This is a genomic window from Mongoliitalea daihaiensis, from assembly GCF_021596945.1.
GTDB classification, from domain to species: Bacteria; Bacteroidota; Bacteroidia; order Cytophagales; family Cyclobacteriaceae; genus Mongoliitalea; species Mongoliitalea daihaiensis.
Genome location: NZ_CP063779.1, coordinates 1,732,303 through 1,746,788 on the forward strand (window position 1 = coordinate 1,732,303; position 14,486 = coordinate 1,746,788).

Annotated in this window: 13 protein-coding genes; 3 read left to right on the forward strand and 10 right to left on the reverse strand. The window is 40.0% G+C overall.

Translation table 11 applies throughout. From position 1 onward, the window contains the following. The first annotated feature begins 87 nt into the window (after nt 1–87). Together pyrR and IPZ59_RS07350 are read left to right on the forward strand one after the other, a co-directional pair. A complete protein-coding gene (pyrR, locus tag IPZ59_RS07345) occupies nt 88–630 on the forward strand; it encodes a bifunctional pyr operon transcriptional regulator/uracil phosphoribosyltransferase PyrR (RefSeq protein ID WP_236139223.1) in 543 nt (180 codons plus the stop codon). Nucleotides 631–638: 8 nt separating this feature from the next. Further along, complete coding sequence (locus IPZ59_RS07350; protein WP_236139224.1) at nt 639–1,562, forward strand: aspartate carbamoyltransferase catalytic subunit; 924 nt, start codon at nt 639–641, stop codon at nt 1,560–1,562. Between the two features lie 57 nt (nt 1,563–1,619). On the opposite strand, the gene IPZ59_RS07355 is transcribed toward IPZ59_RS07350, so the two are convergent. From IPZ59_RS07355 to IPZ59_RS07400, 10 genes are all read right to left on the reverse strand, one after another. Continuing rightward, nucleotides 1,620–2,231 carry an alpha/beta hydrolase gene (locus tag IPZ59_RS07355; RefSeq protein ID WP_236139225.1) on the reverse strand — a complete coding sequence of 204 codons (612 nt, stop codon included), beginning with the start codon at nt 2,229–2,231 and terminating at the stop codon, nt 1,620–1,622. After that, nucleotides 2,224–3,174, reverse strand: coding sequence for a ring-cleaving dioxygenase (locus IPZ59_RS07360; RefSeq protein ID WP_236139781.1), 951 nt, complete (start codon nt 3,172–3,174; stop codon nt 2,224–2,226). Before IPZ59_RS07360 ends, IPZ59_RS07355 begins: the two co-directional genes overlap by 8 nt. Before the next feature lie 92 nt (nt 3,175–3,266). After that, complete coding sequence (locus tag IPZ59_RS07365; protein WP_236139226.1) at nt 3,267–3,785, reverse strand: YceI family protein; 519 nt, start codon at nt 3,783–3,785, stop codon at nt 3,267–3,269. Nucleotides 3,786–3,862: 77 nt separating this feature from the next. Continuing rightward, nucleotides 3,863–4,312, reverse strand: coding sequence for a MarR family winged helix-turn-helix transcriptional regulator (locus IPZ59_RS07370; protein ID WP_236139227.1), 450 nt, complete (start codon nt 4,310–4,312; stop codon nt 3,863–3,865). A 272-nt stretch (nt 4,313–4,584) separates the two neighbouring features. Further along, nucleotides 4,585–5,388, reverse strand: coding sequence for an alpha/beta fold hydrolase (locus IPZ59_RS07375; RefSeq protein WP_236139228.1), 804 nt, complete (start codon nt 5,386–5,388; stop codon nt 4,585–4,587). 432 nt (nt 5,389–5,820) lie between these two features. After that, on the reverse strand, nt 5,821–7,416 hold the full coding sequence (locus IPZ59_RS07380; protein ID WP_236139229.1) for an amidohydrolase family protein: 1,596 nt from the start codon (nt 7,414–7,416) through the stop codon (nt 5,821–5,823). A 108-nt stretch (nt 7,417–7,524) separates the two neighbouring features. Further along, nucleotides 7,525–10,329, reverse strand: coding sequence for a S9 family peptidase (locus IPZ59_RS07385; RefSeq protein ID WP_236139230.1), 2,805 nt, complete (start codon nt 10,327–10,329; stop codon nt 7,525–7,527). A gap of 718 nt (nt 10,330–11,047) precedes the next feature. After that, nucleotides 11,048–11,893: a DNA/RNA non-specific endonuclease gene (locus IPZ59_RS07390; protein ID WP_236139231.1), complete on the reverse strand. Its 846-nt coding sequence runs from the start codon at nt 11,891–11,893 to the stop codon at nt 11,048–11,050. Beyond that, nucleotides 11,893–12,327 carry a hypothetical protein gene (locus tag IPZ59_RS07395; protein WP_236139232.1) on the reverse strand — a complete coding sequence of 145 codons (435 nt, stop codon included), beginning with the start codon at nt 12,325–12,327 and terminating at the stop codon, nt 11,893–11,895. Before IPZ59_RS07395 ends, IPZ59_RS07390 begins: the two co-directional genes overlap by 1 nt. A 54-nt stretch (nt 12,328–12,381) precedes the next feature. Beyond that, entirely contained in the window at nt 12,382–12,663 is a 282-nt protein-coding gene (locus tag IPZ59_RS07400) for a nucleotidyltransferase family protein (protein WP_236139233.1), read from the reverse strand. Between the two features lie 651 nt (nt 12,664–13,314). Here IPZ59_RS07400 and IPZ59_RS07405 point away from each other — a divergent pair. Further along, nucleotides 13,315–14,436 carry a 6-bladed beta-propeller gene (locus IPZ59_RS07405; RefSeq protein ID WP_236139234.1) on the forward strand — a complete coding sequence of 374 codons (1,122 nt, stop codon included), beginning with the start codon at nt 13,315–13,317 and terminating at the stop codon, nt 14,434–14,436. Nucleotides 14,437–14,486 lie beyond the last annotated feature (50 nt).

Here is a 14,486-nt window from a genome sequence, read left to right on the forward strand (position 1 = left end):
TACGTTTTGCAAGATGATTTTTTAAAAATGTTATATCTGTACTTTCAATCTTTATCTTATTCCTATATTTGCAAGCAAAGCCTTGCCATGCAAAAAAGACTCGTCCTCGATCAGCAACAAATCTCCATTGTTTTGAAGAGATTTTGCCATCAATTGATGGAAAACCACGATGATTTTGAGAATACGGTATTGTTGGGGCTGCAACCTAGGGGTATTGTGGTGTTGGAGCAATTGGTTGCTTTACTTAAAGAAATCGCTCATGTCGATGTTCCTTACGGGTATTTGGATGCAACTTTTCACAGGGACGATTTCAGAAGAAGAGATTTCCCGCTAAAGGCGAATGAGACTAAAATCGATTTTTTGATTGAAGGAAAAAAAGTCATTCTCATTGATGATGTATTGTACAAGGGACGCTCTGTTAGGGCTGCATTGGATGCGATGATCGCATTTGGCCGTCCTGCCAAAGTGGAATTGATGGTCCTCGTGGATCGAAAATATACCCGAGATTATCCGATTATGCCTGATTACTGCGGCATCAAAGTTAATACCCTCGAAAGCCAATATGTCTCCGTAGAATGGAGAGAAAAAGGCTTCGATCAAGACGCTATTTGGATTACTGAAAAAGCCTAATACACCCCATGTCACAACTCAGCACTCGACACTTACTTGGAATTAAAAACATCACTGCCGCGGATATTGAATTGATTTTCCAAACTGCAGATAATTTCAAGGAAGTGCTCAATAGGCCTATTAAAAAGGTGCCTTCTCTGAGAGATATTACTATTGCCAATATCTTTTTTGAAAACTCCACCCGAACGCGCTTATCTTTTGAGTTAGCCGAAAAACGACTTTCTGCGGATGTAATCAATTTTTCATCCTCCAATTCCTCTGTCAAAAAAGGGGAGACGCTTATCGATACGGTCAATAATATTTTATCCATGAAAGTGGATATGGTGGTGATGCGGCATGCGAGTGTAGGAGCTCCTCATTTTCTATCCAAGCATATCCAAGCCAATATCGTGAATGCAGGGGACGGGACACATGAACACCCTACACAGGCCTTGTTGGATGCATTCTCCATTCGTGAAAAATTGGGAGATGTGGCAGGTAAAAAAGTGGCTATTATCGGGGATATCCTGCACAGTCGAGTCGCACTTTCCAATATTTTCTGTTTGCAAAAATTGGGAGCAGAGGTGATGGTTTGTGGACCGATTACACTGATTCCGAAGCATATCGAAAGCTTGGGCGTGAAGGTAGAGCAGGATGTTATGAAGGCGTTGCAGTGGTGTGACGTAGCCAATGTATTGCGGATTCAGCTGGAGCGTCAACAAATCAAGTATTTCCCTTCCCTGAGGGAATATTCCCTCTACTTTGGTATCAACAAGCGGATGTTAGAAAGTTTGGACAAAGAAATCGTCGTCATGCATCCAGGTCCTATCAATCGGGGTGTCGAGTTAAGCTCTGATGCTGCTGATAGTGGGCAATCCATCATCCTTCAGCAAGTTGAAAATGGGGTTGCAATTCGTATGGCGGTGCTGTATTTGTTGGCAGGAGGGAAATAAAAAAGCCCCAAACAAGTTATTTGGGGCATGGGGACTAGCAACCTCTCTTCGGGTAATTTATATGAATATATTTTCATTCACCCAATCCATCTCTTCCTGACGGACGGTGTGGTCGTGATCTTCGAAAATCAAGGTAGTGACATTTGCACCTGCTGCTTTCATTAGATCCGTTGATTCTTCAATTCTTGAAAGAGGAACGTGGGGATCTTTGAAGCCTGATCCTATAAACACTTGTGTACCGTTAAAGTTTCCTGAATATTTTTCTGGACGAATTTGTTCACCGATCAAGCCTCCTGTAAAGGCAATAACTGCCCCATATTTTTTAGCATGCTGTGTAGCATATTCTAAAACTAAACAAGCGCCCTGTGAAAATCCAATCAAATAAAGTTGCTCGGAAGTAAAGCCTTTACTTTCTAATTCTTGTATAAGCGTATGAATGATTTGCAAGGATTGAGAAAACGAAGGTTCATTGCTCGGGTCAGGTGCCATAAAGCTGAAAGGATACCATGTGTTCCCAGGAGCCTGAGGGGCAAGTAATGCGAAGTCATCCAAGTTTAAAACTTGGCTCAAGCTCAGAATACTTTGAGCTGTTCCCCCTCTTCCATGGATCATAATGGCTACTTTTGTTGCAGCTTCTAATTCTTTACCTTCTTGGTAGATTCTAGACATATTTTAAGGGGTTTAGTGCAATGGGTGCCAAATTCTTTTCAATTTTTTCACGGTGTGGTTCTGCCCACTCTGGAAGTTTCAATAACTCACCTAAATGCGCTTCTTCTTCATCAATGGCAAAACCTGGTTCATCCGTAGCAATTTCAAATAATACTCCTCCTGGTTCTCTGAAGTAAATAGATCGGAAGTAGTTTCTGTCTTTGATTTCAGTTACTTGGTAGCCATTATTCCATAGGATGTTCTGAATTTCAGTTTGCGTCTCATGATTGGCAGTACGGAAAGCAATGTGGTGCACAGTTCCAGCACTTTGGATTCCCTGTCTACCATTTTTATCCAGCACAATGTCTACGATATCCCCTGGCTCCCCTTTGGTTCCATAGCGGAATCTACCATTTTCCTCACCAATCAAGCGATAATCCATGTGTTTGGTGAGCAGTTGCTCAGTCAGCTCTTTAGCCTTCAAATTAAGTGTGGCACCGAAAAAGCCTCGTATTGCATGTTTGGGTGGAATGTTGCCATAGGTCCAACCTGCGCGGCTGTCTCGATCATTGGCAATTAACTCAATCCCCATTCCATCATGATCTTCAAACCGGATCAGTTGATCACCAAATCGTGTCAATACGTCAGAAATCACTACATCGTATGTTCTAAGCCGATCAATCCAATAGTCTAAAGATTGGGTAGGAATTGAAAATGCGGTATAGGTCATCTCTCCTGTACCTTTTTTTCCAGGTCTCGCACCTTGGAAAGGAAATGTTGTAAATACGGTGCCAGGTGCTCCTAGTTTGTCGCCAAAGTAGAAGTGATAAACATCAGGAGCATCGAAATTGATGGTTTTTTTAACCATTCGTAGTCCGAGGATACCTGTATAGAAATCTACATTTGCCTGGGCATTTCCTGCAATGGCTGTGATATGATGAATTCCTGTGATAAGTGCCATGATATAGAAGGAATGAGTAATGTGGTAATAGTTGGTTAAGTTTGGAAGAGAGAGCATATACAAAGTAGCTTATGCTCTCTCTAGAGTTGTTATGCTTATTGTTTTACCAATTGCACACTTAAGATAATTCTCACTTGGTCAGAGACAACCACGCTGCCAGCTTCTGTCACTGCATTCCAAGTTAAACCGAATTCTTTTCTAGAAACTTTGCCTTCGATCTCAAATCCTGCCTTGGTGTTGCCATAAGGATCACCTGCAATACCGCCGAAATCAACATCCATCGTTACTTGCTTGGTAGTACCTCTCATGGTTAATTCACCTACTAATTTGTCACCGTTTACTGTTCCAGTGAAAGATAGTTTTGGGAAATTCTCAGCATCGAAGAAATCAGCAGATTTTAAGTGATTGTCTCTGTCAGATTGATTGGTGTCTATGCTGTTGATATCAGCAGAGAAAGAAACAGTAGCTCCGTTAAAGTCGCTTTCAGAAGTGGTCTCAGCGCCGCCTTCAAAAGTCTTGAAATAGCCAGTTACAGTTGAAATCACTAAGTGTTTAACTTTGAAAGATACTTCCGAGTGAGTTGGGTCAATTGCCCATTTTGTTAAAGTGCTCATTGTGTTTGTGTTTATATGTGTTGGTTTATTATGTTTTTATACATTTAATGTCTATACATTTGAAAGGGGAAATTTTTTTATCCTCGTAATTTATCTAAGAGTGTATTAAGAGTATGGATTTCTTGCTCATCGAGTTGTACCAATTCTCTGTTAAGGGAATAAATTGCGTTTTCTAATGCTCCAAGGACCTCCAAGCCTTTGTCTGTAATGATAATATCCACTTGTCTTCTATCCGTGGGACATTCTTCTCTAACAACCAGTCCTTTTTGCTTCAGCTTTTCTACCAATCTACTAGCATTGGACATTTTATTCAACATACGATCTTGAATTGATGAAACAGTGATCGGGTTCCCATGTTGACCTCGGAGAATTCGTAAAACATTGTATTGCTCTGGTGATAAACCAAAAGGTTTGAATAAGGTACTTTGCTTGGCTACGATATGTCCATGCGTAAACAATAAGTTCACAACGGCCTTGTTGTAAGGGTCCTTAAACTCTTTTTGTTTGATTGCCTCTTCTAATCTCATGTGTTTATACTTACAATTGAATTCAATGTATATACATCAATTGTATCTGAATTGTTCAAATTCAACTCATAAAATTTTGATAAAAATTGTAATGTATTGAAAATCAATATAATAAAAATCGAATATATTCTTCTTGAGAGTAGTGAGATTTTAAATTAAAACTTCTCCAGATGGTTTGATAAGCTCACCAACTTGGTTTGGTTCCTGGTTTTTTTATGGTAAAGGAGGGGTTGGGGGAAAGTAAGAGTGGTCCTAAAAATCAACTTTCCAGCTTAGTGCCGTTCCTCTAGCCACTCCAAAATCAGTTTATTGATTTCATCGGGTTTTTCTATACAAGAGGAGTGTCCTGCCCCAGGAACCATATGCAACACAGCATTTGGAATAGACATTTGAATGAATTTAGCTTTTTCTGGTTTGGTAGCGGCATCTTCATCACCTACAACTACCATAGTCGGACACTGAATGTTACGAATTTCTTCTTCAACTCCTTTTCGGTAAATAACTGCTTCTACAGATTTAGTGATGCTTTTTTTATTTGACTGTAATTCTTTAATCCAAAAATTATATTCTTTCTTATTTTTTGGGTTTTCCAGCCAACTCTGAGCAAACATGATGGGCATGACTTTCTTAGCTACGAATGATACTACCCCTACATATTTTACAATACCATTTAAGAACTTGTATTTGGGGAGATTTTCCACTGGTTCAGGATTGGCAGAAGTCTCCAGTAAAACCAAACTTTTCACTTTATCAGGATAGCGTGCAGCTAAGCGCATACCTACAAACCCACCCATAGACAGCCCCACAAAATGTACCGGTTGGCATGCTGCCTTGTCAATCAGTTCCAAGGCATCTTGGGTCAACAAATCCATATCATAGTCACCAGTACTTACTTCCGATTGTCCTTGTCCTCGATGATCATATGCGATGACAGTGTAGATTTTCTTCAATGCTTCTACCTGTGAACGAAACATTTTTTGACTCCACAAGAGCCCATGTGAAAAAACAATGACTTCTTTTCCTTCTCCCTCTTTGATGTAGAATAGTTTGGTATTGTTGAGTTGTATGTATGGCATGGGGGGTAGTGTTTAAGTGAGCAGTCGGTAGTGAACAGTGAGTAGCTATAATGGGGGGTCGACGGTCTACTGTCGACTGTCCACGGTTAGATTGTGGTTGAAATACGATTATTCTTTTTTATTAGCTGAATCAATATTTATCGTTAGTCCAAAGTACATTATTCGGCGTTTGATATTCATCAGTTGAAATTTTATTCTCCATTAATACTTCAATCCCCTAAGAGGATTACAAATTCTCATTATCTCTAATTCGAGATTTCAAATCTCGAACAGCGTACAGTCATTCTATTTTATGTAATAAAATCGCTGGTTCCTTACACGCCCCGAGTCTATGGTCTAATGTCTAGCATCTCGCTTCTCTTGCCCGAGTCCTTACTTGGTACTTTGTACATGGTACTTGGTACACGCATTCCACATTCCTAATTCCAAATTTCACTCCCAATCCAACCCGGGTTGTTTTAGTTTCCTGCTTTCTTCCCGAGCTTTATGCTGTTGGACTATTGTACGGGCATCTTCAAGGAGTTGTTTGGCATCGTAGACGATTCCGTCTTTGACGGTATATTTTACGCCTCCTACGCGAATAGGTTCATTAGTTTCATCGATTCGGATAGCTCCAGTACCATAGAGAACTTTGATATTTTGTAAGGGATTTTCTTTCAAGATGACAAAATCAGCCAATTTGCCTACTTCCACCGTTCCCAAATCCTTTTCCAGACCTAAGGCTTCTGCTGCATGCATGGTTGCCGATCGGATAACTTCCAAGGGGTGAAAACCAGCTTCTCTCAATAACTCGAGTTCTCGGATAAAGGCAAAGCCGTATAATTGATAGATAAATCCTGAATCGGATCCTGCGGTCACTCTTCCACCTCTGTTTTTGTATTCATTGACGAAAGTCATCCAGAGTCGGTAATTTTCTTTCCATTGGATTTCCTCCTCCGTGGTCCAATCAAACCAGTAGGAACCGTGAGATTCCCTGCTCGGCTGATAAAATCTCCATAGGGATGGAAGGGTATATTCTTCATGCCATTCTGCCCGTCGGGCACGCATCAGGTCCCGATTGGCTTCGTAAATGTTGAAGGTAGGGTCTAAGGTAAAATCCAAGTCCAAGAGTTCCTGCATTACCTTGTTCCAATGCTCGGAATAGGGGGGAGCGGCCTGCTTCCAGAGTTTTCCAGCTTCAGCAAAGCGGTGTTGTTCATTTTGGTAATTGTAATCCAATCGATAATCTTGGATAGTCCGATCTGCAAATAAGGCTTCGGGAAGTCCATACCAATGCTCCATGGTAGTCAGTCCAGCTCTGGCTGAATGCAGGACATTCCATCGCGCTACATCCATCTGTGCATGGTGCATGGCGGAGCGAAGTCCTAAGCGTTTGTTTTCTTCCAAGGCAGCCTGCATCACTTCCGGTTTAGCTCCGAAAAATTTGATACCATCGGCACCTTTTTTAGCATTTTCATTCACCCATGCTTTCGCTTCCTCTGCATCTGAGATAGGTTTTTGACTGCCTTGCCCTAACACGGTATATGCTAAAATTCGGGGTGCGGTGATGCTGTTGTTGGCAGATTTTCGTTTATGATCCAATACCCATTGAAGTCCATTGCTAGCAGCAGGGTCTCGCACGGTGGTAATGCCATGAGCCATCCAGAGTTTAAAAACGTATTCGGCAGGTGTTCCTTGTCCAGTACCTCCGATATGTCCATGCATATCTATCAATCCTGGCAACAAATAGTGTCCTTCCAAATCCATGACTTTATCTTCAGGACTCGCTTGAGGGCGTCTAGTTTCTTTGATTGGGAGACCTGGGTATCCCACTACATGTATGCCTGTAATGCGGTTTTGCTCTACTACAATATCTACGGGCCCAATAGGTGGTGCGCCCGTACCATCAATCATGATCACAGAGCGCAGGATTAAGCGCTTATATGGGCCTTCCCCTTCTTTGCGATCAGGGGAGGGCATGATTTGGGAGATGCCTAAAAAGCTATACAGGCATGCACCCACTAGTAGGGTTATGAATTTCCGAAGCATACAGCTATTGATGATTGACGTCTCAACTTACCGATTTTCACGCGCATAAAAAAACCGATTAACCCATTTCTGGAATAATCGGTTTTTACACTTGCAAGCAACTTATGCTTAGTTATCGTTGCTTTCTATCAGCTCGTATCCTTGTAGAATTCCTTTTTCAATAGCAGGCACTCCTCGTACCATCCAAGAAGGCATCGGAGCATCTTTGAGGTAATGGTCAAAGAACTGCATCATGCGCTTTTGGAAGTCGATTCGGTTTTGTCTCTTGACCGGCCAATGTGGTTCACCGTTGTAGTTCAACATCCATGTTGGCTTATTCAATCTACGCATGGCTACATACATTTCTATGCCTTGGTACCACGGAACATGGCCGTCGGCATCATTGTGCATGAGTAAGAGGGGGGTCTCAATTTTGTCGGCATAAAACAAGGGAGAGTTTTCAATATAGCGGGTTGGATTTTCCCAAATACTTACGCCTAGTCTAGTTTGAGTTTTTTCATATTGAAATGCTCTAGCCAAACCTGTTTCCCAACGAATACCCCCATACGCACTGGTCATATTCGCCACGATTGCACCAGCTTCTGCAGCTGCAAACATATTGGATTTGGTCAAAATGTAAGCCGTCTGATAGCCAGACCAGCTGTGCCCTTGCAAACCAACTTTTTTAGGATCTACAAATCCTTGTTGAATCAAACTGGTAACACCCGGCAGGATGGCATTCAAGGCACTTTCACCTGGGAAACCGATTTTGTACACTACATCCGGGACAAATACCAAATAGTCGTTGCTGACATACATGGTGCGGTGTACCGCCGAACGGATTGGTTCTGGCTTGTGGTGGTTATGCAAGGTGTTGGAAAACCGCTCATAGTAGAACACGACCATGGGGTATTTCTTATTCGGGTCAAAGTTTTCTGGCTTGTACAAGATTCCTTCCAGCTCGATATTGTCCAAAGAAAGCCATTTCACCAATTCGGCTGTTCCCCAACGATACTTGCTCTGCTGAGGGTTGGCAGTGGTTACTTTTCTGGCTTTTGCAAAGTTGGCTTCTGCCACATGTAAGTCAGGGAATTCCTGAAAATTCTCTTTGGTGTAGAGCATGACATCCGATTCTTTTGCTTTCGCTAGCAAGTTATATCGATGTCCTGTTTTTACCAGTTGCTGAGGTGTAGTGCTTCCAGGTGTTAAGGTAGCGAAGCCGGCGTCTTTATTTTTTTCATCAAATAGCGAAAGCGTCAGTGCTTTACTCAGATCAATGAATCGTTCTTCATCGTCCAATTTTTCGTAGCGATAGACCAATTGATTTTCACGTCCATTGTTGGTCAGCCTCTCAGGTGCTTGATTGCCAAGTGGATCAAATTTCCAGATATCATAGCGGTCGTAAATCAAGATGCTCTCTTCATTTACAGTCCAACCTGCCAAATTATAGCTTGATGGATACTCTGGCGAGTCATTCAATTCATCGCTGAAGATAACTGGCAATCCCTTGGTCAGATTGGTTGTTTTACCACTATTCACATGGTAGGTGTACCAAGAACTATCTGGACTGCTATACCAATATACAAAGCCTGCATCTGGAGAAAGGCGGGCATTTCCTTTGATTTTTTGTGCGATCTGCTTAGCGCTTCCATCATTTATGTTCACTAAGTACAGATCATTGAAAGAGGAAATGTCCCAGGTTCTAAGCATTCGGTAGGCTCGGTCATCGATACCCAAAGCAAAAGCAGCTTTGCCCTCCTCATCCAGTCTGATCTCCGAGATTTCTTCGGAAGCCAATTGGGTCAATTTTTTGGTAGACAGATCCATGACAGCTAAGAAGCTTTTTCTTCGCTCTCTTGGAAGGCGGACATTTTGCTCGGTATAGATATAATCATCCTGCCAATGCCAAACTTCCACTTGGACGATTTCTTCTGGAAGTAAGGTAGTGTCCTGTACGACAGGAGGTGGGTTAGTGCCTAAAAACAAGCGCTTGCCATCTTTGGAGAAAGAAGGATTGTAATTTGGGGAAATCAACCAATTAGAAGGTACACCGGCAGTTGTTGCGTCTGCCAGCACGGAAGCTTTGGCCTGACCTTTTTTCCAATACATCAGTTGAGGACTGCGGATGAGTGTTTTGGTAGTGTCTGTATCTGCGATAAAGGCTACCTGCTCACCTGCCTCGTCAAAACTCAAATAGTTGATCTTGTATTTCGAGTGTCCTTCCATCAAAAGGTCGGCAGTTTGGGAACCCAGATCTTGCACATAGACTCCTGCTTGTTTTTCTCCGGTACCCGAACTGTAATACAGCAGTGCGGTTCCTTGTTCGTCAAACTGGTAATCCTTCACATAAGGAATTAATTGTTCTTGGCCCGTGGCTAAATTTACCAATACCAATGTATATCCGTTTTCATCGGAGACCTTTTTTGACTTTGGCTCAGCTTCTCCATTTTCAGGCATTTTTTCAGAGATATAGGCCAACCATCCGCCTGCTTTGGATGGAATTTTATAGGATTTGACGTCCGCAATTTTACTGACCTGTTGTGTTTGGAAATTGAAAATCCCCAAAGAGTCTTTGGGCATTTCTTCTTTTTTCTTTTTGATACGCCTGTAATGGGTAAGGCTATCTTTTTGAGCTTTGATCAGGAAAATGACATGTTGACTATCGGCAGTCAAGGAGATATTGCTCGCTCTATCTACACCTACCTCGGTGTTTCTGCCTAAGTTTTGAAACAGGACTTTCCCATCAGCATCTTCTGGATTTAAAGTATAAACCAAGTGCTGCCCATTGGGGGTGAGCTGACGAAAGGTGATGCTTTTCCATTCATCATAGGCCTCTTGGGTCAAGGCTTCCTTGACTACTGGAGCTGCTGCTTTCCGCTGTGCAAAAGCGACCTGACTCAGCAATACTAGCCCGATAATTACAAATTTTTTCATATACAGATAATTCAATTGATGCTCTCTTACTATCAAATATTCAAACAAAAGAGAATAAGACCAATAGGAATGGGATGAAGGGTGGATTTTTTTTAGAAGCGAGATGTGAGAAGCGAGAAGCGAGAAGCGAGAGGCGAGATGCGAGAGGCGAGATGCGAGAAACAAGAAACAAGAAACAAGAAGGCTCGCAGAATTCACGGAAAACGCTGAAAAATTGGTATTGAAAAATTTGTGCCCAAAGAGAGGGATTAAGAATCAGTCAGTTAACTCCATCAATTGCCCTAGGTTTTAACTAGGGAAAACATGAGTATCTCTTGATTCATATGGTTGGGTTTTAACCCACTACCATGGAATGTCAGAAAACACACCAAATCACAGGAATATATCTTTGAAGACAGTCAGTTCTTGCGAAAGGATTGCCGCATTAGTCTCATAGAGACGACCAACATATTAGCCAAGGGTTTCAACCCCCGTGCCAAAGTCCCGTTGTTGACCCCTAAGTCCCATCGGCACGGCCGACATAAATGCTCTTAGCTCTATGATTGGTTAGCAACGGGTTAAAACCCGTTGCTAAAATGTCGGTCGCTCCGATGGAGCTGCCAGAAGGTTTACAGCATGATAATTTGAAACGAAAATGATATTGGCAGGAAAGAAATAGCAATTACTTATTTGGCGGCTTTGCGTGAACCACTCCCTTTGCGAGGAATCTCGAATATTGTTAATTATCAAACCAAAAACTTAAATCAAATTTACCTTCTGCTTTAGATTCTTGTAGGGGGCTGAGGAGTGGGAAGAAGTTGATGCCAGTCAATACTTCTACCGAGTCAATGCTCACCGCAAAACTCTTTAAATCTCCTGTGGCAGCTTCATTTTTTAGGATAAAAGCTATTCCTTGTGGGTTTTCTGTGTCTTTTTTAAGGATCACCTTGTAAAAATAGTCAGGAACCCGGATAGGGCTATCTCCCATAGATGGTAAATTAGCCTGAAGGACAGGCCCTGTGGCTATATAAAGACTGTCTTTTTCAGCAGCAAATTTTCGGACCTGTTCTTCCAATCTTTTCCATATCCCTCTGTTAAAACCAGGGACTTGGGGACTGGCATTGGTGAGAAAAAAGCTGTCATACATACTTTCTGCACTGTAGCCCATATCTGCTGCAGGAGCTAAATGACCTCGGTCATATCCCGAATTGCGGTAGGCAGCATCTCGAGGACTAAAGTCACCTAATCTCCTTTCCATTCGAAAATTGCTTGACCGTTCTTCCCCATTGCCTAGATTGTCTTTGCAAAGCAGATAGCATACCCATTTGGTATTTTTGGTGAGGGTATCAAATTCCAATACAAAGCCGTTGTAATCTAAAAAGAAGTCTTTGGAAATAACTTCCGGAACAAACCCCCTGTAAGTTTGATCTACAAAAGACAGGTCAATAGAAGAAATAGCTGCGGTTTCAGCTGGTTTTTCTGGAATTATTAAAGGAACAGGGATCTTACTTAAAGTTGTAGGTTCAAGTGTTTTGCAGTTGGTTACTAAAACGAAGATGAAAAGGACGAGTACTGTTTTTTTCATTAATTGCTGAAGCTGTATCGCACACCAATATTAGCTCTTAGATTTAATCCATCAAAGAAATAATTGGGGGTTGCTTCTAGAAGAATGGCAAATTGACGGTGCTCTTTGATCGGTTTGAATGTCATCCCTAAGGGTACGCCAAACCTAATCCAATCATCAAAGCTATAACCTAACATCAAGCCTGCATGAAGGTTATACCATTCACTTTGTTTCAAATTCCGATTAAAGTAGCCTTCAATTGTGAATGGAAAATTTATAAGTTCTGATGCTGTGAATCGTAACTCTCCAAAGTTTTTATTTTCAATATTGGAACCTATACCAACCTGTCCAATCACTCCACTATGGTAGATACCAACATGGATGTTGGAGGATTCTTGGGCAAAAGAAAAAAAGCTAAGGGTTAAAAGAAGTGATAGGAATAAGGATTTCTTCATAATTTTTTTGGCTTAGGTTATAAACGTAAACATAAGGTATTTATTAACTAAAGCCTAAATGATTTTTATAAAGTTTTTTTGAATATATGGTTGTAGTAATTGATGGATAGATCGAGGTGTTAAAAGGTCAACTTTTATACCTAATTCTTCTGAAAGTTCTTGTTCTAGGCCAATGAGTTCCAATAAATCCAAAGGTTGTTCAAAATCAATCAAAATATCCATGTCATTATGTACATTTTCTTCGCCACGCGCATACGATCCGAATACGCCTACTAGGGTAGGTTCGGCTTTCTTGGTGACATTTTTGATGATTTCTATTTGATGTTGTGTTAGCATAAAACTAATTTATCAGAATCATTTTTTCCTCATTTAAAGTGTTCAAAAATTCTAACCTAAAAATTTGCACATTTTTTCATGTAAACTGAATTGGTTACCATACATTTAAAGCCTCCTGAGACCATGTGTATAACCAAAACAAAATCAATTATGAGAAAACGGTAGATTTTATTTGTATCAATTTCTTAACTTACTCAATAAAATCAGAAAACTAATCTTGTAAATGTATTTAATTCAACCAGTAGCAATTAAATTCATATGAAATTATCAAAACCTCTAAGCTTTCTAACTTTCCTTTTAATCTTGGTTTTTATTAGTGATAAAAAATATAATCAGCATTCCGACGATTTGAACTGGGTATTTCTTTCCTTAATTTTAATTGCAAGTATCTCTGCATTAGGTTTTAAAGTGAAAGAAGGTGGTTTGTCGAAAAGAAGTTTATATGTTATTCTATTTTCTACACTTGGTTCATTTGTAATTTTGTCGTATTTCTTAATGTATGGATAAGTTACTTCTGCACTTATTCGCATCTTTAGTTTTGTTTAGCCGTATGTTCTTTCTTAGCTTGGGAGAAGAAACCAAATTTCTTTGATTGACTTCTGTTAAGTTTAGATCATGTCTATCGTATCTTTTTAAAAAATTAAATCTTTGTTGAAAAATATACTTTCATTGCTGTTTATAATTCCATTTGCCATTTCTTGTACTTTGTCAGATAGAAATGTAGAGCAACATACTATTTCTACTATTTCATTAGATAATTTGAGTTCTAATATGCTTGATGTGGGAAGCTTAAGGCTAGTTAGGTTAAAAGAAAATCAATTCTCTCAAATCGTGAATGTAGAAAAAGTAATTCATGCTGATGAGGACTTTATTATTAGTGATAAATCATATAGTAAAGCTGTTTTTATTTATGATTTAAATGGAGAATATATCAATCACATTCATGAACATGGTGTAGGTCCAAAAGAATTTAAATTCATACAAGAAGTAATTTGGGATGAAGAACATCAAAAACTTTGGATAATACCAATGGATTTGCCAAAGGAAATGGTTTACGATCCCAAAGGTAGTTTTATAGAAGAGTTCAAGGTAAGTCCTAATTCCTATGTAAAAGAATTTGTGGTCTTTGGTAAAGATAGATTTACTTTGAATCTGTCACATATGGATTTTAGTGATAATGTTGTTTTGCATAAAAAGCTTGGCTTAGATAAAAGTTGGGTCCCTTTTGACGAAAAGCTAGATAATTCACCGATTGTAAATGTAAATTCTCTCTTTAAATCAGGTGATCGTGCCATTTTTTCCATTGGAGCAAGAGATACTATTTACGAATACAATCATAAAACAGAGGAGGTTTCTGTCAAATTTGCTGTGGATTTTGGGAGGAGAAAAATTCCTAATGATTATTTTTCCTTACCATATGAAGAACAGTTCCAGCAATTTTGGAATTCAAACTCTTTGGCTGGTATAAATGATCTTTATGAAGTGGGAAAATATATCACTTTTATGGGGTTAAGTTCTGAAGGATTTGAAGTATTTATTTATGATATGAAAAATGAAGTTTTATATGACTCCAAAAATTTGTTTTCTGAACATTTGAAAGGAGCTTATATTGAGAGGATTCTAGGAGTAACAAAAGAAGGTGAATTTATCGGAACTTTGAATTCAAAAGACATTAAAAGCATCAAGGAAACTCGTCCGATAAAGAAAAACTTCGAAAGCTTTGATGATATCGATAGGGAAGATAAAGTTTTGGTGCTGTTTTCTTTTAAGTAAAAAATTTTTAAAAAATATACACACATAGTATACTGGAGTACCCTATGAAG